General features: G+C 69.2%; 16 protein-coding genes, 1 tRNA gene, 1 pseudogene and 2 riboswitches. Of the genes and pseudogenes, 11 read left to right on the top strand and 7 right to left on the bottom strand.

Features of this window, described 5'->3' with window-relative positions; genetic code table 11:
- Positions 1-345 precede the first annotated feature (345 nt).
- Positions 346-421: transfer RNA gene (locus tag LIG30_RS00760), tRNA-Arg, on the bottom strand.
- A 258-nt stretch (positions 422-679) separates the two neighbouring features.
- On the opposite strand from LIG30_RS00760, the gene LIG30_RS00755 reads away from it, so the two are divergent.
- On the top strand, positions 680-1267 hold the full coding sequence (locus LIG30_RS00755; RefSeq protein ID WP_038708781.1) for a c-type cytochrome: 588 nt from the start codon (positions 680-682) through the stop codon (positions 1265-1267).
- 106 nt (positions 1268-1373) lie between these two features.
- Here LIG30_RS00755 and LIG30_RS00750 read toward each other — a convergent pair whose 3' ends face one another.
- On the bottom strand, positions 1374-3464 hold the full coding sequence (locus LIG30_RS00750; RefSeq protein WP_038708780.1) for a UvrD-helicase domain-containing protein: 2091 nt from the start codon (positions 3462-3464) through the stop codon (positions 1374-1376).
- A 288-nt stretch (positions 3465-3752) separates the two neighbouring features.
- Between LIG30_RS00750 and LIG30_RS00745 the strand changes: the two genes are divergently transcribed.
- From LIG30_RS00745 to LIG30_RS00710, 8 genes are all read left to right on the top strand, one after another.
- Positions 3753-4544: a hypothetical protein gene (locus LIG30_RS00745; protein WP_038708778.1), complete on the top strand. Its 792-nt coding sequence runs from the start codon at positions 3753-3755 to the stop codon at positions 4542-4544.
- Positions 4545-4718: 174 nt separating this feature from the next.
- Positions 4719-5771, top strand: coding sequence for an oxidoreductase (locus tag LIG30_RS00740; RefSeq protein ID WP_038708777.1), 1053 nt, complete (start codon positions 4719-4721; stop codon positions 5769-5771).
- Positions 5772-5887: 116 nt separating this feature from the next.
- Positions 5888-6265: a hypothetical protein gene (locus LIG30_RS00735; RefSeq protein ID WP_038708775.1), complete on the top strand. Its 378-nt coding sequence runs from the start codon at positions 5888-5890 to the stop codon at positions 6263-6265.
- Positions 6266-6376: 111 nt separating this feature from the next.
- A riboswitch (glycine riboswitch) is annotated at positions 6377-6480 on the top strand.
- 31 nt (positions 6481-6511) lie between these two features.
- Positions 6512-6641, top strand: a riboswitch (glycine riboswitch).
- A gap of 84 nt (positions 6642-6725) precedes the next feature.
- Positions 6726-7844 (top strand): glycine cleavage system aminomethyltransferase GcvT, encoded by a 1119-nt coding sequence (gcvT, locus tag LIG30_RS00730; protein WP_038708772.1) that lies wholly within the window; start codon positions 6726-6728, stop codon positions 7842-7844.
- A gap of 135 nt (positions 7845-7979) precedes the next feature.
- Positions 7980-8360: a glycine cleavage system protein GcvH gene (gene gcvH / locus LIG30_RS00725; RefSeq protein ID WP_038708771.1), complete on the top strand. Its 381-nt coding sequence runs from the start codon at positions 7980-7982 to the stop codon at positions 8358-8360.
- A 198-nt stretch (positions 8361-8558) separates the two neighbouring features.
- Entirely contained in the window at positions 8559-11501 is a 2943-nt protein-coding gene (gcvP, locus tag LIG30_RS00720; RefSeq protein ID WP_038708769.1) for an aminomethyl-transferring glycine dehydrogenase, read from the top strand.
- A 139-nt stretch (positions 11502-11640) separates the two neighbouring features.
- On the top strand, positions 11641-12762 hold the full coding sequence (locus tag LIG30_RS00715) for an alginate lyase family protein (RefSeq protein ID WP_038708839.1): 1122 nt from the start codon (positions 11641-11643) through the stop codon (positions 12760-12762).
- A gap of 26 nt (positions 12763-12788) precedes the next feature.
- A complete protein-coding gene (locus LIG30_RS00710; RefSeq protein WP_038708768.1) occupies positions 12789-14177 on the top strand; it encodes an L-serine ammonia-lyase in 1389 nt (462 codons plus the stop codon).
- Here LIG30_RS00710 and LIG30_RS25820 read toward each other — a convergent pair.
- The 3 genes and pseudogenes from LIG30_RS25820 to LIG30_RS00700 form a co-directional block, all read right to left on the bottom strand.
- On the bottom strand, positions 14086-14289 hold the full coding sequence (locus tag LIG30_RS25820) for a type II toxin-antitoxin system RelE/ParE family toxin (RefSeq protein WP_326973027.1): 204 nt from the start codon (positions 14287-14289) through the stop codon (positions 14086-14088). The genes LIG30_RS00710 and LIG30_RS25820 overlap by 92 nt on opposite strands.
- A pseudogene (locus tag LIG30_RS27075) lies at positions 14286-14495 on the bottom strand (antitoxin PaaA2 family protein); the annotation flags it as partial. The pseudogene LIG30_RS27075 and the gene LIG30_RS25820, both read right to left, overlap by 4 nt.
- A 14-nt stretch (positions 14496-14509) precedes the next feature.
- Positions 14510-14734, bottom strand: a complete 225-nt coding sequence (locus tag LIG30_RS00700; protein WP_038708835.1) for an antitoxin — start codon at positions 14732-14734, stop codon at positions 14510-14512.
- 240 nt (positions 14735-14974) lie between these two features.
- Between LIG30_RS00700 and LIG30_RS00695 the strand changes: the two genes are divergently transcribed.
- Both LIG30_RS00695 and LIG30_RS00690 read left to right on the top strand, forming a co-directional pair.
- Positions 14975-16693, top strand: coding sequence for a thiamine pyrophosphate-binding protein (locus LIG30_RS00695; RefSeq protein WP_038708766.1), 1719 nt, complete (start codon positions 14975-14977; stop codon positions 16691-16693).
- Between the two features lie 3 nt (positions 16694-16696).
- Positions 16697-17767, top strand: coding sequence for a glycosyltransferase family 9 protein (locus LIG30_RS00690; protein WP_038708764.1), 1071 nt, complete (start codon positions 16697-16699; stop codon positions 17765-17767).
- A gap of 99 nt (positions 17768-17866) precedes the next feature.
- Here the strand turns inward: LIG30_RS00690 and LIG30_RS00685 are convergent, their stop codons facing one another.
- Positions 17867-18901 (bottom strand): helix-turn-helix domain-containing protein, encoded by a 1035-nt coding sequence (locus LIG30_RS00685; protein ID WP_038708833.1) that lies wholly within the window; start codon positions 18899-18901, stop codon positions 17867-17869.
- 709 nt (positions 18902-19610) lie between these two features.
- The gene (exaC, locus tag LIG30_RS00680) at positions 19611-21137 is read right to left on the bottom strand and encodes an acetaldehyde dehydrogenase ExaC (protein ID WP_038708761.1); all 1527 of its coding nucleotides are present in this window, start codon (positions 21135-21137) and stop codon (positions 19611-19613) included.
- Positions 21138-21260: the final 123 nt, after the last annotated feature.

Genomic DNA, 21260 nt, shown 5'->3' with positions numbered 1-21260 from the left:
CTTGGTAAGCCTGCCAATGTTCAAGCGTGGACGTTGGCAAACCTCGTCGAGGAGCGTCGGCTATCAAGGCCCGCATCACTGACACGACTCTATGCCAGCGAGAAGGACGTGACATCCGTCCTCCCCAAAGTCCGTGTGCGAACACCTGATACATCGGTCGAACGTGCTCGATCTTGAGTCGCCCCAAGAACTTCAGACGACATCGATCACCTACCAACTCTACAGGAGAGAAATGGCATATCTACAGAAGGGAAAAGCCTAGACGTCGTAGCAGCAGACTTCCGTATATTTTCCGTACAAAGTTGACACGGAAGCACGTGAAATCGCCAAAACCCTTATCAGACTTGGCGCGCCCGGCTGGGATCGAACCAGCAACCCCTGCCTTCGGAGGGCAGTACTCTATCCATTGAGCTACGGGCGCTTGCGAGACAGTGTTGCGACCCTATAAAACCGGGAAGCATCACAGATGACAAGAACGCAAGGATACCGTGTTTCGAATGACGCGTCCACCGCGCGTCCGCACTGCCGGCCCCGACGCCCGTCCGTGCGGGTAAACACGCGCCGCCCGGGCGCTCGCAGTCGCGTAAACCTTCCGTCTATAATCGTCCCAGCTTCTTCGAGTAGCCAGACCGCCGTTGCCGCACCGCTCACAGTTCCTACTCACGCAGACGAGGCAAGCATGAGCGAAGCACCCCACCAGGCTCCCGTCCAGACCCCGAAGCAACTGATCGCGGTCATCATCGCATCGTTCGTCATTCCGATCGCGCTGATCATCCTGTTCGCCACCTACGCCAACCAGGCATTCCGCTTCGGCGCGGGCACCGACGCGCTGTCCGATGCGGCCGTCGCGCGCCGCGTCGCGCCGATCGCGCAGGTCGTGGTGCAGGACTCCGGCACGGCGGCCGCCGCGCCTGCCTCGGGCGCCGCCGATGCAACGAACGCGCAAGCCGCCGCGGCACTCGCCGCGATGGCCGCGATCCCGAAGCCCGGCGAAGCGCCGGCCGCCGCGCCGACGAGCGCCGATACCGCATCGGCCGGCAAGGCGCTCTACCAGCAGGTCTGCCAGGCATGCCACTCGACGGGCGTGCTGAACGCGCCGAAGTTCGGCAATAAAGACGACTGGGCGCCACGCCTGAAGGATCCGATGGACAAGGTCTACGACTACGCGCTGCACGGCAAGGGCGCAATGCCGCCGAAAGGCGGGTCGAGCGCGCCGGACGCCGACGTGAAGGCCGCGGTCGACTACATGGTCAACGCCGCCAAATAACGCATACGACGGCACCCGCCAGCCCCAACGACAAACCCCCGCGTTGCGCGAGCAACGCGGGGGTTTGTCCATCCATCGTCCGGTGATGCGCCGGACGGCGCCGCCATCACTTCTGCAGCAGCGCCTTCAGGCTCGCGAGCCGGTCCTTCGGCGTCATCGGCGCTTCTTCCGGCGTGGGCGGCGGCGCCTCGTCGAGCCCCATCTCGGGGATGAAGCGCGAAGGCTCGCAGACCACCGTCTCGCGCGCCCGCTTGCGCTTCTTGCACCAGTTCAGATGCAGGCTGCGCTGCGCGCGCGTGATCGCGACGTACATCAGTCGGCGCTCCTCCTCGATCCGCTCGTTGTCGATCGGGCCGTCGTCCTCGGCGCCGCCGCGGTGCGGCATGATCCCCTCCTCGACGCCGACCAGGAACACGTGCGGATACTCGAGCCCCTTCGATGCGTGCACGGTCGACAGCCGCACAGCGTCCGGGTCCTCGTCCTTGCCTTCGAGCATCGACATCAGCGCGACGGTCTGGATCAGGCCGAGCAGGTTCTTGCCGGTGTCGGCGAGCCCGTCGGCGTTGTGGAAACCCTCGGCCTCGCCGTCGACGGCCTCGGCCGCCTCGGGCTTCGTGCCCTTGCGCTTCAGCCATTCGAGGAATTCGAGCACGTTCTGCCACTTCGACTGCGCCTGCCGCTCGTCGAACGCGTCGTACAGGTACGCCTCGTAATGGATCGCCTCCATCATGTCGTCGAGCACGACGGTCGCGGGCTCCTTGTCGGCGCGCTCGGTCAGGCGCTGGATGAAGTCGCAGAACATCCGCAGCGGCTCGACCTGCCGCGCGGACAGCCGCGCCTCGATGCCGCCCATGAAAACCGCCTCGAACAGCGACACCTTCGCCTGGCCGGCAAACGAGCCAAGCGCTTCCAGCGTCGTGTTACCGATCCCGCGGCGCGGCGTCGTGACCGCGCGGATGAACGCGGGATCGTCGTCCGCGTTCGCGATCAGGCGCAGGTACGCGCACAGGTCCTTGATCTCGGCCTTGTCGAAGAACGACTGGCCGCCGGACAGCACGTACGGGATCCGCTCGCGCCGCAGCACCTGCTCGAAGATCCGCGCCTGGAAGTTGCCGCGATAGAGGATCGCGTAGTCGCGGAACTGCGCGCGCCGCTCGAACTTGTGCGCGGACAGGCGGAACACGACCGATTCGGCCTCGTGCTCCTCGTCGTTGCACTGCGTGACGGTGACCGTGTCGCCCATCCCGTGCTCGGACCACAGCTTCTTCTCGAACAGCTTCGGGTTGTTCGCGATCACGTTGTTCGCGGCGGTCAGGATGCGCACGGTCGACCGGTAGTTCTGCTCGAGCTTGATCACCTGCAGCTTCGGGAAGTCCCTGCCGAGCTGCGCGAGGTTCTCGAGCGTCGCGCCGCGCCAGCCGTAGATCGCCTGATCGTCGTCGCCGACCGCGGTGAACGCGGCACGTGGGCCGGCCAGCAGCTTCAGCAGCTCGTACTGGCACGCGTTGGTGTCCTGGTACTCGTCGATCAGCAGGTAGCGCAGCTTGTTCTGCCAGCGGTCGCGCACCTGCTCGTTGCGCGCGAACAGCTCGGCCGGCAGGCGGATCAGGTCGTCGAAATCGACCGCCTGGTACGCATGCAGCGTCGCGACGTAGTTCCGGTAGACGAGCGCGGCCTGGTGCTCGTCCTCGTTGGCGGCGAGCGTCATCGCCTCCTCGGGCGTGACGAGGCCGTTCTTCCACAGCGAGATGATGTTCTGGATCTTGCGGATCAGACCCTTGTCGGTGGTGCCGATCTGCTCCTGGATCATCCCGAAGCAGTCGTCGGAATCCATGATCGAGAACTGCGGCTTCAGGCCGACGTGCTCCGCCTCCTGGCGCAGGATCTGCACGCCGAGCGAGTGGAACGTGCAGACCGTCAGCTGGTTGACGGGCACCTTGCGGCCTTCCTTGCCGGGCGTGGTGAGGGTCTTGCCCTCGAGCAGCTTGGACACGCGCTCGCGCATTTCGGCGGCGGCCTTGTTCGTGAACGTGACGGCGGCGATGTGGCGCGGCTCGAAGCCTTTCGCTTCGATCAGGTGCGCGATCTTCTGCGTGATGACGCGGGTCTTGCCGCTGCCCGCGCCTGCGAGCACGAGGCAGGGGCCGTCGAGATAGCGCACCGCTTCGCTTTGAGCGGGATTGAGGCCTGCGGACATGATGGCGATGGAATGGCGGTTGACGGCACGAAGCCGGGACGATGCCGCGCACGGCGGCGCACGTCGGAAGTGCGGGAGCGCTGGCGGGAAGCGCATGTTAACACGACCGCGCGGCGCGATTCCGGCGCCGCGCCGGGCGGGGGTTTGCGGGCGATGCAACCCTTTTCCCGCGCCGGCGACCCGCGGGCCTGCGCCGGTTGCCAGCCGGGTAGCAGGCTGCTGGCGACCGGTTTTCCGAAGGTCGTCCGCCTCTGCTAGCATGCGCCTTTAAGACGGCCCGGAACGCCCATGCTCGCCCTGAAGCTCACGCTTGTTCCGCTGTTCCTGCTGATCGTCTCGATGTCGGGCACCTGGTGGGGGCCATCCGTCGCAGGCTGGCTGGCCGGGTTGCCGGTCGTCGCCGGGCCGATTCTCTTCCTGCTCACGCTCCAGCACGGCGCGGCGTTCGGCGCGCATGCCGCCGTGCTCGCGCTCGCCGCGATCCTCGCGTCCGAGGCCTTCAATTTCGCCTATGCGTGGACGTGCCGCCGGTGCGCGTGGCCGCTCGCGTGGACAACAGCGCTTGCCGCCTGGCTCGGCGCGGCGGCACTGCTGGCCCGACTGCCAGCCACGCCCGCCACCGCCGCGGCCATCGCGCTCGCCGCCACCGCGTTCGGCCAGGCCTGCCTGCCGCGCAGCGCGGCGGCGGGCGCGCCGGCCGCACTCACCCGCGCCGATCTTGCCGGCCGCGCGCTCGCAGGCGCCGCGCTCACTTATGCGGTCACGTCGTTGTCAGGCGCGCTCGGGCCGGCCTGGAGCGGGCTGTTCGCGGTGTTCCCGTTGCTCGGCAGCGTGCTGTCGGTATCGTCGCATCGCGCCCATGGGCCGGAATTCGTCATCCATCTGCTGCGCGGCATGGTGCTCGGGCGCTTCTCGTTCGTCGCGTTCTGCGTCGTGCTGGTGGCGCTGCTGCCGCGCACGCCGCCCGGCATCGCGTTCGTGTCGGCCGGCGCGCTGTCGGTGCTCGTGCAGGCTGCGACCCGGCGCGTCGCGACGATGCGCGTCGCGCGCGCTGCCGGGGATTCGCCGGCCGCCGACTGAGCGAACGCCCGGCACGCGCGCCGCCCTTCGCACCTCCCCCGCGCCCCTCGTCCAATCGGCCAGCGCGCCACACCTCCCCGTCGAACACGCACCGCCCGTGCCACAATAGCCGCCACCGGAGGCCCGGCTGCGGCCGCCAGACCTCCCGACTCTTCGTTCGCAGACAGGATCGCCATGTCGTCTTTGCTCAGGATTGGCCTGATGGGTTTCGGCTTCGCCGGCGCGACGTTTCACGCGCCGGTGATCTCGGCCAGCGGCCGCACGCAGGTCGCCGCCATCGCCACCGGACAGCCGGATCGCGCGCACGCCGCCCATCCGGATGCCCGCGTGGTCGCCGATCTCGACGCGCTCCTCGCGCTGGACGACATCGAATGCGTGGTGATCGCCACGCCGAACGACACCCATTTCGAGCTGGCCAGGCGCGTGCTCGAAGCGGGCCGGCACGTCGTCGTCGACAAGCCGGTCACGCTCGCGTCGGACGACGCGCTCGCGCTCGCCCGCTTCGCGAACGCCCGCAGCCGCGTGTTCGCGCCGTTCCACAACCGCCGCTGGGACGGCGACTTCCTCACCGTGCGCCGGCTCGTCGGCAGTGGCGAGCTCGGCCGCCTGACTTTCGTCGCGTCGCACTTCGACCGCTTCCGGCCGCAGGTGCGCGCGCGCTGGCGCGAGGAAGCCGCGCGCGGCGGCGGCCTGCTGCTCGACCTCGGCCCGCACCTGATCGACCAGGCGCTCGCGCTGTTCGGCGCGCCCGAGACCGTGAGCGCCACCGTCAAGACCCGCCGCGACGGCGGTACGGCGCCCGATTTCGTCCACCTGCAGCTCGGCTATCCGGACAAGGACGTCGCGCTGCACGCGAGCGCGCTGTCGGCAATCGAGCCGGCCCGCTTCACGCTGCACGGCACGCGCGGCAGCTATCAGAAGTTCGGGCTCGACACGCAGGAAGACCAGCTCAGGGCCGGCCTCACGCCGGGTCACGTCGCCTTCGGCGGCGGCAACCCGCCGGGCCGGCTGCGGGTGCGGGACGGCGAGGTCGAGACCGAGCGCCCGGTGCCGACGCTCGACGGCGCGTATGTGGAGTTCTACCGCGCGCTCGCCGCGTCGATCCGCGACGGCGCACCGTTCCCGGTCACCGCGCAGGATGCGGTCGACGTGATGACGATCATCGAGCTCGCCGCGCAGAGCGAACGCGAGGGCCGCCGCCTGCCGTTCGTGCGCAAGCCGGTCTGACGCGGCGCGGCGGGAACAAACCGTTACAAATCGCCGGCGCACGCTGGTCAGCGGCGCCCCGGCCTGACACGTTTGTCAGAAAAATCGATCCGACACCAATCTATCTGGAGAATGTGATGCAACGGTTGATTCGCGCAGTAGTCTGCTGCGCCCTGATTTCCTCGCTCGCGGCGTGCATCGTCACGCCGCCGCCGCCGTCGCGGCAGCCGCAGCCCCGCCCCGCGCCCGCCCCGCGGCCCAGCCCGCAAGTCGCCGCCTACGAGCGGATGCAGCAGATCCAGGGCCGGATCGACAACCTGCGCCGCCGGATCGACGCGCGCGTCGACGCCGGTTACTACCCGCCGCCGCAGGGCGCGGCGCTGCACCGCCGGCTCGACGTGATCCGCCAGGAATCGACCGACATGGCGGCCCAGCACGGCGGCGGCCTGTCGGGCGACGAGCAGCACGTGCTGAATCAGGAACTCGACACCGCGGCGCGCGCGATCGGCGAGTGACGCCGAAGCCGGCCGGCCCGGCAGAAAGCGGCGGCGCGCCCGCCGCCGCTTGTCGCGATGCGACGGGATTTTGCCCAAATTGACAAGCCCACCCCGCTCGCGTACAGTCGCCCGCACGCGTCGGGAGAGCGCGTGACGGCGTTGCAGCAACGCCGGTCGCGCCGCCGAAGGGGCACACCCGCAAACTCTCAGGCAAAAGGACCGGCCGCGTCGAAAAACCTCGTCTGCCAGCATCGCAGGCCATGTTTTTCGCACTCTGGAGAGCGGCAGTAGCCATCGCGCAAACGCGCGGGCAGGCTGCCCACCGAAGGGGCGCGCGTTCGCCGGGCATCACCCGCGGCGCAATCTCTCAGGTATCGAGGACAGAGGGGCATGTTAACGATCGCCCGCAGGCCATGCGCTGCGGCGGTCGGCACATTGCCGTTTTGTTCCGCGCGCAAGCGCCCTGCCTGAGGCCTCGATGACTGCACTCAAACACACCCCGCTCAACGCCGCGCACCGCGCGCTCAACGCCCGCATGGTCGATTTCGGCGGCTGGGACATGCCCGTCAACTACGGCTCGCAAATCGAAGAACATCAGGCCGTGCGCACCGACGCCGGCATGTTCGACGTGTCGCACATGTGCGTCGTCGATTTCACCGGCAGCCGCGTGCGCGCATTCTTCGAGCATGCGATCGCGAACAACGTCGCGAAACTCAAGACGCCCGGCAAGGCCCTCTACTCGTGCCTGCTCAACCCGCAAGGCGGCGTCATCGACGACCTGATCGTCTATTACTTCACCGAGGATTTCTTCCGCGTCGTCGTCAATGCCGGCACCGCCGACAAGGACGTCGCGTGGTTCAACCAGCTGAACGAGCAAGGCGGCTACGGCCTCACGATCGCGCCGCGCCGCGATTTCGCGATCGTCGCCGTGCAAGGCCCGAACGCCCGCGAGAAGACCTGGGCGACGGTTCCCGCCGCGCGCGCCGCGACGAGCGAGCTGAAGCCGTTCAACGCCGCGCAGGTGGCAGGCACGCCGTTCGGCGACCTCACCGTCGCGCGCACCGGCTACACCGGTGAGGACGGTTTCGAAGTGATCGTCCCGGTCATCCACGTCGAAGCGCTGTGGCATGCACTGCAGCAAAACGGCGTGCGTCCGTGCGGCCTCGGCGCGCGCGACACGCTGCGCCTCGAGGCGGGCATGAACCTGTACGGCCAGGACATGGACGACACGGTTTCCCCGCTCGACGCCGGCCTCGCGTGGACGGTCGACCTGTCGGCGCCGCGCGCGTTCGTCGGCCGCGACGTGCTGGAGCGCGACGGCTCGCGCGCCGCGTTCGTCGGCCTGATCCTGCAAAAGGAGAACGGCAAGGCGGGCGGCGTGCTGCGCGCGCACCAGAAAGTCGTCACGCCGCACGGCGAAGGCGAGATCACGAGCGGCACGTTCTCGCCGTCGATGCAGGAATCGATCGCGTTCGCGCGCGTGCCGGCAGCCGTGCAGATCGGCGACACGGTGCTCGTGCAGATTCGCGACAAGCAACTGCCCGCGCGCGTGGTAAAACTGCCGTTCGTGCGCAACGGCAAGGTGCTGGCTGCGTAACGGGCCGGGCGGCCTCCGCCCGGCTGGCCCCCGCTGCAGGCCGCCCGCAGCTGGTCGCCCGCAGCGAAATCCCCCCGGCGCGCCCGTGCGGCGCGCCTGACGAACAAATTACATCTTTCAATCCAGGAGCATCCGATGAGCAACGTCCCGGCCGATCTGAAATACACCGAAGAACACGAGTGGGTGCGCGTCGAAGCCGACGGCACGCTGACGGTCGGCATCACCGATCACGCGCAGAGCACGCTCGGCGACATCGTCTTCCTCGAACTGCCGGAAGTCGGCAAGACCGTCTCGGCGGGCGACGCCGTCGGCGTCGTGGAATCGGTGAAGGCCGCATCCGACATCTACACGCCGGTGTCGGGCGAAGTCGTCGAAGTGAACGCGTCGATCGCCGACACCCCGGACGCCGTCAACAGCGACGCTTACGCCAGCTGGCTCTTCAAGATCAAGCTCGCCGACGGCGCAACGACCGACAAGCTGATCGACGCAGCGGCCTACGGCAAGCTGATCGACTAAACCCCACTCATGAATCGCGCGGCGCGCGGGCCTTCGGGCCTCGCCCCGCGCGGGACCAGGGTAAGCGCCAAAGCGCTGACTCTGGTCGACCGCAAAGCATGGAACCCGAGTCAGCGCTGAAGCGCCAACTCCGGTCGACCGCATAGCATGGGACCAGAGTAAGCGCTGAAGCGCTGACTCGGGTCGACAAGGACCACCATGAAGCTCGAACACCCGGATCATCTGATGAACCGCACGCCCCTCTCGCTCGCCGCGCTCGAAACGCATGACGCGTTCGCCGAGCGCCATATCGGCCCCGACGCCGCCAGCCAGCAAGCCATGCTCGATACGCTCGGCTTCGCATCGCGCGCCGACCTGATCGACGCCGTGATCCCGGCCTCGATCCGCCGCGAGCAGACGCTGCCGCTCGGCCCGTTCGCGCAGCCGATGAGCGAGGCGGAAGCGCTCGCCGCGCTGCGTGCGCTCGCAGACAAGAACCAGGTGTTCCGCTCCTACATCGGCCAGGGCTACTACGACACGCACACCCCGGCGGTGATCCTGCGCAACGTGCTCGAAAACCCGGCGTGGTACACGGCCTACACGCCGTACCAGCCCGAAATTTCCCAGGGCCGCCTCGAAGCGCTCCTGAACTTCCAGCAGATGGTCGCCGACCTGACCGGTCTCGCGATCGCGAACGCGTCGCTGCTCGACGAAGCCACCGCCGCCGCCGAAGCGATGACGCTGCTGCAGCGCGTCGGCAAGTCGAAGTCGAACGTGTTCTACGTCGCCGATGACGTGCTGCCGCAGACGCTCGAAGTGGTCCGCACCCGCGCGCAGCCGGTCGGCATAGTCGTGAAGACCGGCCCGGCCGCCGACGCCGCGCAGGCGGACGCGTTCGGCGTGCTGCTGCAGTATCCGGGCGTCAACGGTGACGTGCGCGACTATCGCGCGCTCACCGAGGCGATCCACGCCGCCGGCGGCCACGTCGTCGTCGCGGCGGACTTCCTCGCACTGACCGTGCTGACGCCGCCCGGCGAATGGGGCGCGGACGTCGCGGTCGGCAATACGCAGCGCTTCGGCGTGCCGATGGGCTTCGGCGGCCCGCACGCCGCCTACATGGCGGTGCGCGACGAATTCAAGCGCCAGATGCCGGGCCGCCTCGTCGGCGTGACGGTCGACGCGCAGGGCAAGCCCGCGCTGCGCCTCGCGCTGCAGACCCGCGAACAGCACATCCGCCGCGAGAAGGCAACGTCGAACGTGTGCACCGCGCAGGCGCTGCTCGCGATCATGGCGAGCATGTACGCGGTCTACCACGGCCCGCGCGGCCTGAAGACGATCGCGCTGCGCGTGAACCGCGTCGCGGCGCTGTTCGCGGCCGGCGTGAAGCAGCTCGGCTTCACGCTCGTCAACGACACGTTCTTCGACACGCTGACGATCGACGCCGGCGCACGCGCCGCGCAGCTCCACGAGCTGGCGCAGGCGAGCCGCATCAACCTGCGCCGCGTGAGCGCGACGCAAGTCGGCGTGTCGGTCGACGAGACGACGACCCGCGCCGACCTCGCCGACCTGCTCGCGATCTTCGCGCAGGCGGCAGGCGGCACGGCGCCGGCCGTCGACGCACTCGACGCCGCGCTGCCCGGCACGGCCGCGCTGCCGGCTGGCCTCGAGCGCACGAGCGCGTACCTGACGCACGCGGTGTTCAACCGCCACCACTCCGAAACCGAGATGCTGCGCTACCTGCGCAGCCTGTCGGACAAGGATCTCGCGCTCGACCGCTCGATGATCCCGCTCGGCTCGTGCACGATGAAGCTGAACGCGACGTCGGAAATGCTGCCCGTCACGTGGCCGGAATTCGGCCGCATCCACCCGTTCGCGCCGGCCGCGCAGACCGTCGGCTACCGCGAGATGGTCGACCAGCTCGAGCAGATGCTGGTTGCCGCGACCGGCTACGCGGCCGTGTCGCTGCAGCCGAACGCCGGCTCGCAGGGCGAGTATGCTGGCCTGCTCGTGATTCACGCGTATCACGCGTCGCGCGGCGAAGGCCACCGCGACGTGTGCCTGATCCCGGCGTCCGCGCACGGCACGAACCCGGCATCCGCGCACATGGCAGGCATGAAGGTCGTCGTCGTCGCGTGCGACGCGCAGGGCAACGTCGACATCGCCGACCTGAAGGCGAAGGCCGAGCAGCACGCGAAGGACCTGGCGGCGATCATGATCACGTACCCGTCGACGCACGGCGTGTTCGAACAGAACGTCCGCGAGATCTGCGAGATCGTCCATGCGCACGGCGGCCAGGTCTATGTCGACGGCGCGAACATGAACGCGATGGTCGGCCTGACCGCGCCGGGCGAATTCGGCGGCGACGTGTCGCACCTGAACCTGCACAAGACCTTCTGCATCCCGCACGGCGGCGGCGGCCCGGGCGTCGGCCCGGTCGCGGTCGGCCCGCATCTCGCGAAGTTCCTGCCGAACCAGCGCTCGACCGGCTACACCCGAGGCGCGGCCGGCTCAGGCGAGGAAGGCATCGGCGCGGTGTCGGCGGCGCCGTTCGGCTCCGCCTCGATCCTGCCGATCTCGTGGATGTACATCGCGATGATGGGCGCGAAGAACCTGACCGCCGCGACCGAAACCGCGATCCTCAACGCGAACTACATCGCGAAGCGCCTCGCGCCGCACTACCCGGTGCTGTACTCCGGCCCGGGCGGGCTCGTCGCGCACGAGTGCATTCTCGATCTGCGTCCGATCAAGGATTCGAGCGGCATCACCGTGGACGACGTCGCGAAGCGCCTGATGGACTACGGCTTCCACGCGCCGACGATGAGCTTCCCGGTGCCGGGCACGCTGATGGTCGAGCCGACCGAATCGGAATCGCAGGAAGAGCTCGACCGCTTCATCGCCGCGATGGTCGCGATCCGCGACGAAATCCGCGCGGTCGAGGAAGGCCACGCCGATCGCGAGGACAACCCGCTGCGTCACGCGCCGCACACGGCCGCCGTCGTCACCGCGAACGAATGGCCGCATGCGTATTCGCGCGAACAGGCCGCATACCCGGTCGCGTCGCTCGTCGCGAACAAGTACTGGCCGCCGGTCGGCCGCGCGGACAACGCGTATGGCGACCGCAACCTGTTCTGCGCGTGCGTGCCGATGTCGGAATACGCCTGACGCCGGCGCGGTCCACCGGTTCGTTCGCGTCACCGCGACGATGCACCGCACGCAACCTCCGGTTGCGTGCGATTTTCGCATTCGCGCCCGAGTCCGGCTAACATCTCACACCGCGATCCAGCCAATGAAGGAGTTCCGCATGGTGCGTCAGATGTTCCCGACCCACGCCCGGCGGCGCCTGCGGGCGCTCGTGCCGATGCTCGTCTCGCTGTCGCTCGGCGCGGCGGGCCTCGGCGGCGCCGGCGCGGCGCGCGCGGCGATGAATTTCTGCGCGTCGCCCGCGCTGCAGTCGAGCGAGGCGACGCAAGGCGAGGCGGGCGTGCAGGCGCTGGTCCGCGGCGTCGATGCGCGGCTCGCCGAGCCGCCGAAGGCGCTGCCGCGCGTGCACACGGAAGGCACGCTGCCGCACGAGGGCATCTACGACCAGAGCGTCGACGCGCTGAAGGATCTGGACCTGATGCGCGACGCGGCGCTCGCGTGGCGCGTGACGAACGACAACCGTTACCTGCAGCTCGCCGATCGCTTCCTGTTCGCGTGGGTCACGACCTACCAGCCGAGCTTCAATCCGATCGACGAGACCCGTTTCGACAGTCTGATCCTCGCGTACGACATCACGGCGAGCGCGCTCAGCGTGAAGACGCGCAATGCGGCGTCCGCGTTCATCGCGAAGCTCGGCGCCGGCTACGTGCAGCGCATCGACGCGCAGAAGCGGCCGCTCGCCGGCACCTGGCGCAACAACTGGCAGAGCCACCGGATCAAGCTGGTCGCGCTGGCGGCCTTCACGCTCGGCGACCGGCGCATGATGAAGGCCGCGCAGCGGCTGTTCGTCGAGCACCTCGGCGACAACATCGGCCCGGACGGCGCGACCTACGATTTCGAGGAGCGCGACGCGCTGCACTACGCGGTCTACGACCTGCAGCCGCTGGTGACGGCGGCGCTCGCCGCGCGCCGCTTCAACCGCAACTGGCTGCGCGAGCGTGGCGCGAACGGCGCGACGCTCGCCGCGGCGCTCGACTGGCTCGCACCGTATGCGCGCGACGAGAAAACGCACGAGGAATTCGTGCACTCGGCGGTGCCGTTCGACGCGGCGCGCCGCGAGGCCGGGATTCCCGGCTACACGGGGCAGTGGGACCCGAAAAACGCCACCGAGCTGTTTCATCTGGCCGCGCGGCTCGACGGGCGCTATGCCCGCGTCGCGCAGCAGCTCTCACCGATGCCCCCTGCGTGGCTGGCCGCATGCCTGCCGCTGCAGGCGCGCTAGAATTTAATTGCAACACAGGAAACAAAATGGCCGTCAGCGTGTTTGACCTCTTCAAGATCGGCATCGGTCCGTCCAGTTCCCATACGGTCGGGCCGATGCGCGCCGCGCTGATGTTCGCCCAGGGCCTCGAACGCGACGGCCTGCTCGCCGCGACCGCGAACGTGAAAGTCGAGCTGTACGGCTCGCTCGGCGCGACCGGCAAGGGCCACGGCACCGACCGCGGCGTGATGCTCGGCCTGCTCGGCGACGCGCCCGACACGGTCGATCCGGATACGATCGCCGCGCGCCTCGACGCGGTGCGCACGTCGAAGACGCTCGCGCTGCTCGGCTCGCACCCGATTCCGTTCGTCCTGAAGGACCACATCGCGTTCTACCGCCAGGCGCTGCCCGAGCATCCGAACGGGATGAAGCTGCGCGCGACCGACGCGAGCGGCGCGGTGCTGGTCGAGCACACCTACCTGTCGGTCGGCGGCGGCTTCGTCGTGACGGCCGGCGCGCCGAACACCAAGGTGCTGAGCGCCGCCGAGCAGATGACGCATCCGTTCCGCAACGCGGCGGAACTGCTCGCGCTGACCGAGTCGACCGGCAAGTCGATCGCGCAGCTGATGTGGGAAAACGAGCGTGCGTGGCACACCGAGGAGGAAACCCGCGACGGCCTGCTGAAGATCTGGAGCGTGATGCAGTCGTGCGTGTCGCGCGGCTGCGGGATCGGCAATCCGGACGCGGACGGCAACCTGCCCGGCCCGCTCCAGGTCAAGCGCCGCGCGCCGCAGCTGTACCGCGCGCTGACGGGCAATCCGGAGCGTGCGCTGCAGGACCCGCTGTCGATGGTCGACTGGATCAACCTGTACGCGATCGCGGTCAACGAGGAAAACGCGGCCGGCGGGCGCGTCGTCACCGCGCCGACCAACGGCGCGGCCGGCATCATCCCGGCGGTGCTGCATTACTACACGCGCTTCACGCCGGGCGCGAACGAACAGGGCGTGATCGACTTCCTGCTGACGGCCGCCGCGATCGGCATCCTGTACAAGCTCAACGCGTCGATCTCGGGCGCGGAAGTGGGCTGCCAGGGCGAAGTCGGGGTCGCATGCTCGATGGCGGCGGGCGCGCTGGCGGCCGTGACGGGCGGCACGCCGCGCCAGGTCGAGAACGCGGCCGAGATCGGCATGGAGCACAACCTTGGCCTCACCTGCGACCCGGTCGGCGGGATGGTGCAGATCCCGTGCATCGAGCGCAACGCGATGGCGTCGGTGAAGGCGGTCAACGCGGCGCGCATGGCGCTGCGCGGCGACGGCACGCACTATGTGTCGCTCGATTCGGTGATCAAGACGATGCGCGAGACCGGTGCGGACATGAAGACCAAGTACAAGGAAACGTCGCGCGGCGGGCTGGCGGTGAATATCGTCGAGTGCTGACGGGGTTGCGTGACGGCCGCGGCTGTCGCGCATGCAGCACGCGGAGAATCTCGACGATCCCTTCTGCTTGCCGGATGCGGTACACGAGCAGGTAGTTCGGCGCAAGGATCAAGGGCTGCCGCCTCTTTGCTTTGCGAGCCTTTCGCGCAATGCGGCGCGGCGCAACACGAACTCGGCCTTGACCTCGGCATCGGGAATCGATGGGCGCGGGTCGTCCAGCGCCTGCTGCACCTGCTCGGTGAGCCAGCGATCGTAAGCCGCCGCCTCGCAGGCCGCTTTCAGCGCGGCCGCGGGATCGGGCAGGGTAGTCCGATCGGCGGTGTAACGCGACATCACAGGCCCTCCCGTTCAGCCTGCTCCTGATCGCCGCGCCCTTCAGCCATGAAATCCGGTCCGAAATTCGCGAATTTTTCGAGCGCCCCGGTCAGGGGTCTCCGCGCCGGTCGAATACGAATTTCATCGCCGACACGTTCGATATCGCTACGTTCGTAAGCAAGATCCGCAGGAATCTGCACGACCTGCGAGTTGCCGTTCCGAAACACTCTGGTGGTACGCATGTTCAACTCCGACACCATGTAATTCCTTGTATACATTGCCCGTCATCCGCCCTGCGTCAACTCGGCCAGATGGACGACATTGACCCGTGAGCGAACGCTTACATGCCTGCGACGCGTTGCCCTGACCGTGGCGCGCTCGTCGCTTGCAACACCGCGATCGGACGACGCGTTCCGGCACTTTTCACCGCCTCGCGAACGGGCGTAAGCTGTACGTCCCGCTACCCAGGGAGACGGCATCTCATGTCGCATTCCACGGATTTCGAGCCGCGCGGCGTCAACGGCGCACGGCTGCTCGTCGATGCGTTGCTCGCCAATCACGTCGAACGCGTGTTCTGCGTGCCGGGCGAGAGCTTTCTGGCCGTGCTGGATGCGCTCGCGGACGACACCGCGCGCATCCAGACCGTCGTCTGCCGCCACGAGGCGGCCGCCGCGAACATGGCGGAAGCGGTCGGCAAGCTGACCGGCCGCCCCGGCATCGCGTTCGTCACGCGCGGCCCCGGCGCGACGCACGCGTCGATCGGCGTGCATACCGCGTTCCAGGATTCGACGCCGATGATCCTGTTCATCGGCCAGTGCGCACGCGAACACCTCGACCGCGAGGCATTCCAGGAAATCGACTACCGGCGGATGTTCGGCCAGATGGCAAAATGGGTCGCGCAAGTCGACGACCCGCGCCGCCTGCCCGAATACCTGAGCCACGCGTTCCACGTCGCGATGTCCGGCCGGCCCGGCCCGGTCGTGCTCGCGCTGCCGGAGGACGTGCTGTCCGAGTCGTGCGCGCCGCAGCCCGTCGCGCCGCCCGCGAAGCGCGTCGCCGCCGCGCCGTCCGCCGCGCAGATCAACGAGCTGCGCGAGCGGCTTGCCCGCGCCGAGCGCCCGCTTCTCGTCGTCGGCGGCAGCGGCTGGACGACCGGCGCATGCGCGGATCTCCGCACCTTCGTCGAGCGCTGGCAGTTGCCGGTCGCGTGCGCGTTCCGCTACCAGGACACGGTCGACAACGTACATCCGAACTACGCGGGCGACGTCGGCCTCGGCATCAATCCGGCGCTCGCGCGGCGCATCCGCGACGCCGACCTGCTGTTCGCGCTCGGGCCGCGGCTCGGCGAGGCGACGACCGGTGGCTACACGCTGCTCGACATCCCGAAGACGCGCCAGACGCTGATTCACGTCCACCAGGGCGCGGACGAGCTCGGCCGCGTGTATGCGGCCGACCTGCCGATCGTCTCCGGCATGCCGGAAATCGCGACGCTGCTCGCCGCGCTCGAACCGCCCGCCGCGCCCGCATGGGCGGGCAGCGCGGCCGACGCACACCGCGCGTATCTCGACTGGCACGCGCCGCTGCCGATGCCGGGCGACGTGCAGCTCGGCGACGTAATGGTGCAGTTGCGCGAGCGCCTGCCGCACGACGCGATCCTCGCCAACGGCGCCGGCAACTACGCGATCTGGCTGCACCGCCATTTCGCGTACCGCCATTTCGCGTACCGCCACTTCCGCTCGCAGCTCGCGCCGACGAGCGGCGCGATGGGCTACGGCATTCCGGCCGCGCTCGCGGCGAAATCGCTGCATCCGTCGCGCCCGGTGGTCGCGCTCGCCGGCGACGGCTGCTTCATGATGGCGGGCAGCGAGCTCGCGACCGCGATGCAATACGGGCTGAACATCGTCGTGATCGTCATCAACAACGGTCAATTCGGCACGATCCGCATGCATCAGGAGCGCAACTACCCGGGGCGCGTGCACGGCACCGCGCTGACCAACCCCGATTTCGCCGCCTATGCGCGCGCGTTCGGTGCGCACGGCGAAACGGTCGAGCGCACCGCAGACTTCGCGCCCGCGCTCGATCGCGCACTGACGTGCGGCCTGCCCGCGCTGATCGAGATTCGCGTGCCGCAGGAGGCGAGCACGCCGTCGGCGACGCTCGCGCAGATCCAGGAACAGGGCCGCCGCGCACGCGGCGCATGAGCGATGGACGCGCGTGCCGCGCCGGCCGCCGCACCGCTGTCGCATGACGCGGCGCTCGCGTGGCCGGGCACGCTGCTCGCGCCGGACGGCATGCTCGTCGCGCCTTACGATCTCGAACGCACCGGGCGCAGCGCCACCGGCCTCGTGCCGGCCGCGCCCGCGCTCGGGCTGCTGCATGCGGCACGGCGGCCGTTCCGGCTCGCGTATGGCGCCGGGATGCACGTTCACGTCGTCAACGGAATGGGCGTCGCGCTCGGCGACTCGATCGTCGGGCTGAGCGCGCTCGCGGCGCTGCTCGACGCGCACCCCGGGCTGCGCTTCACGCTGTACCGCCCCGCCGCCGCACCGCGCTACGTCGAAGCGCTGTATGTGCTCGCCGCCGACACGGTCGCGCCGTGCCGTGCGCTGCCTTGGCCGGCCAACGCGCTGCCCGCGCACGCGCCGCGCATCGATCTCGGCAATCACCTGTACTGGCCGGATTTCGCGCGGATGCCGATGATCGACTTCTTTCTCGCGGCGCTCGGCGCAGACCCGGCATCGATTCCGGCGGCCGCAAAGCGCAACCGCTGGCTCGCGCGGCTTCCGCTGCCCGCGCTGCCGGCCGAATGGCGCCGGCCGTACGTGCTGTTCTGCCCCGCCGCGAGCACCGCGGTGCGCAGTGTGCCGTCCGGCCTGCGCGCGGCGTTCGTCGACCGGCTCGCGCGGCGCTACCGGCTGCCGGTGCTCGGCTTCGGACCGCTCGCGCACCCGGCCTATGTCGACGTGAGCGGCTACGCGGCCGACACCGCGCAGTTCATCGCATGGATCGCGGGCGCGCGCCTGCTGTTTTCCGTGGATTCCGCTGCCGCGCATATCGCCGACGGTTTCGACGTGCCGACGCTCGCGTGTTTTACGACGATCGCGCCGGCATTGCGCGTGCGCGGCTATCCGCACTGCGTGCCGGTCGCGCTCGACCTGCCGGACGCGATGCACGGCTTGCACCGAAGCGAACGGCCCGAGGATGTCGCTGCAGTCGAGGCCGCGTATCGCGCCGTCGATTGGGATGCGGTGAGCTGGCCGGCGCCGCGAGTGTGAGCGTCGGCGCTATGCCGTCGTCGCGGTCACGCGCAACAGCAAAAGCGAGAACTGGTGCTGGTGCTGGTGCTGGTGCTGGAACGGAAACGGGAGCGAGCGTCAGCCGGCCGCAACGACCACGCCGCGCTCGCGCAGCGTATCCGACGGCCGCTTGCCGAACAGCCGGCGGTAGTCGCTCGCGAACTGGCTCAGGTGCCAGAATCCCCATGCCTCGGCGACGTCCTGCACCGAGTCCGCCGCACGGCCGCACAGGTCGCGCCGCGCGCCGTTCAGCCGCAGCGCGCGCAGATACGTCGCGGGCGCCATGCCGAGCACATCCTGGAAACAATATTGCAGCGTACGGCGGCTCACATGCAGTTGCTCGCACAGCTCCGGCACGCCGACCGGCCGCGTGCGGTGCGCGAGCACGTAGTCGCGCGCCTGCTCGACGATCCGGCGCCGCCGCGACGGCGCCGCGCCCGCCGCGCCGTCGGCAGACGGCGCGCACACGTCGAACAGCGCGGCGAGCACGCCGGCCTGCAAGTCATTGCGCTCGGCGTCGGCCAGCGGCGTGCCGGCCGACGCCGCATCGTCGAGACGCCGCCCGAGCCGCGAGCACAGGCGCGTGAGCCGCGCCTCGCCGACCTGCACGACGCTTTGCGCGGGCAGCCGCTCGTCGAGCCCGCAGCGCTCGACCTGCTCCGCATGGCGCCGCAGCACGTCGCCGCGCACGACGACGCCGTAGATCGAGAATTGCGCGGGCGTGAGCAGCTCGAATTCGACGTTGCCGGGCCGGAACGCCAGCGCGCCCGCACCGATGCGGCACGCATCGACGCGCGCGCCGCCGTCACGCACGAGCGGGATGCCGAACCAGTACGCGTCGCCGCGCACCTCGCACGCCTGGCGCAGCAGATGGCTCGTCGTCTCGCGGAACAGTTTCATCGTGTCGAGCGGCAGCTCGGTCAGCGTGCCGACGAAGCGGCCCGCCGCGAGCTGGTCGTAGGTCTGGCGCCAGCCGATCAGGTTGCGCGCCTGCTCGTCGGCGTCATGGGCGACGCTGACGACCGTGCGCCCTTCGGGCGTCTCGGCGCCGTTCGCGCTGCGCCGCGTGTCCTCGGCCGTCGGTCCGCCGTCGCTCGCGACCCGTTGGTTCATCATGCCCTCCTTCCACTCGCAGGAATGCCGACAGCGACGCAAGTCCCATGCCGAAACGAGGGCATCCCGCACGATTCGGGCCGCGCGCACGCCGTGCGGGGATTGCGCGCCCGCCATGCGAATCGCGCGCCGGCAAGGATGCGCGCGGCACGCACCCGGCTGGTGCACCCCCGCCAGCCGCCGGGGCATGCTGAGCATGCGGGGCACACGGACACACTGAGCACATGGGGCTCGCGAAGCACATCACGCACGCGCGTCGGCTATCGGCGCACGGCATCGACGGCCGTTTCGACACCGAGCCGCGCGATGCCGCGGTCTCCGTTGCCCCCGTCCGCGCGGCGGTCGCGTGCCGGCCGGGCCGCCTTACCTGCCCAGCGGCCGCGTGGCCGCCTGGCGGATCGTTGCGCTTGCGCGCGACCGGCTGCGCCGGCGGCGGCGAAGCGCCAGCGCGCGGCCGGTTCGCCGGTGCCGCGCGCGGGAGGTCGGCACGAAGTGCCGAACACAGATTGAAGTCGAATCTTCCATGGCGAACCCCGCCTGACCGGCGCCAAGGCGGGTCGCCGCCTCATCTCACGGCCGCGCGCGTCGCCGGCAACGCGCGCGGCAGACGAACCCGCGCGCAGTGCACGCCGATCCGTATCCATCCTTCACCGCTGGGCCGCCGCCACGGCGGCCCAGCGAGCGCCAACGTCGGCGCGGAGCCCGGCGATCAGAAGAACCCGAGCGCTTCGGCCTGGTAGCTGACGAGCAGGCACTTCGTCTGCTGGTAGTTCGACAGCGCCATCTTGTGCGTCTCGCGGCCGATGCCCGACTGCTTGTAACCGCCGAACGCCGCGTGCGCGGGGTACAGGTGGTAGCAGTTGGTCCACACGCGCCCCGCCTCGATCTCGCGGCCCATCCGGTATGCGCGCGTGCCGTTGCGCGTCCAGACGCCGGCGCCGAGGCCGAAGTACGTGTCGTTGGCCAGTTCGATCGCGTGCTGCTCGTCCTTGAACGTCATCACCGACGCCACCGGCCCGAAGATCTCTTCCTGGAACACGCGCATCGTGTTGTTGCCGAGCAGCATCGTCGGCTTCACGTAGAAGCCCGTGCCGAGATCCGCGCCCGGTGCCGAGCGCTCGCCGCCCGTCAGGCATTGCGCGCCTTCGCCGCGGCCGATGTCGATGTACGACAGGATCTTGTCGAGCTGCTGCTGCGAAGCCTGCGCGCCGATCATCGTCTGCATGTCGAGCGGGTGGCCGGCCTTGATGCGTTCGACGCGGGCCACCGCCTTCTCGATGAAGCGGTCGTAGATCGACTCCTGGATCAGCACGCGCGACGGACAGGTGCAGACCTCGCCCTGGTTCAACGCGAACATCGCGAGCCCTTCGAGCGCCTTGTCGAGGAACGCGTCTTCCTGGTCCAGCACGTCGGCGAAGAAGATGTTCGGGCTCTTGCCGCCCAGCTCGACCGTCGACGGGATCAGGTTCTCGGCCGCCGAGCGCAGGATGTGCTTGCCGACCGGCGTCGAGCCGGTGAACGCGATCTTCGCGATGCGCTTGCTCGTCGCCAGCGCTTCACCCGCTTCCTTGCCGAAGCCGTTGACGATGTTGACCACGCCGGCCGGGAACAGGTCGCCGATCAGCTCCATCAGCACGAGCACCGAAGCCGGGGTCTGCTCGGCGGGTTTCATCACGACGCAGCAGCCGGCCGCGAGCGCCGGCGCGAGCTTCCAGGCCGCCATCAGCAGCGGGAAGTTCCACGGAATGATCTGGCCGACGACGCCGAGCGGCTCGTGGAAGTGGTACGCGACCGTGTTGTCGTCGATTTCCGAGATCCCGCCTTCCTGCGCGCGGATGCAGCCCGCGAAATAGCGGAAGTGGTCGACGGCGAGCGGCAGGTCGGCGGCCATCGTCTCGCGCAGCGGCTTGCCGTTGTCGATCGTTTCCGCGACGGCGAGCAGCTTCAGGTGCTGTTCCATGCGGTCGGCCGCGGCCAGCAGCAGGTTCGCGCGCTCGGCCACCGAGGTCTTGCTCCACTTGCGCCGTGCGGCATGGGCGGCGTCGATCGCGGCCTCGATGTCGGCGGCGTTCGAGCGCGGCACGCGGCAGAACGGCTTGCCGTTGATCGGCGAGACGTTGTCGAAATACTCGCCGCTGGCCGGAGGAACCCACTTGCCCCCGATGTAATTGTCGTACTGCTGACGGTACGGATAGTCGACGTCGAGGCCCAGCTGCTTCAGGTCAAACGGGTTCATCACGTGTCTCCTGGTCATCATGCTTGTCGGATTGCTGCGCCTGTTGCGCGTTCATGCATCAGCAACATGCGTGCCAAACGGAAAAACCACGGTGGATGCAGGCCTGTGCGGCGGGGCAGGTGC

This window comes from Burkholderia sp. lig30 (genome assembly GCF_000687455.2).
GTDB lineage: Bacteria > Pseudomonadota > Gammaproteobacteria > Burkholderiales > Burkholderiaceae > Burkholderia.
This window is presented reverse-complemented; position numbering and strand designations above follow the sequence as displayed.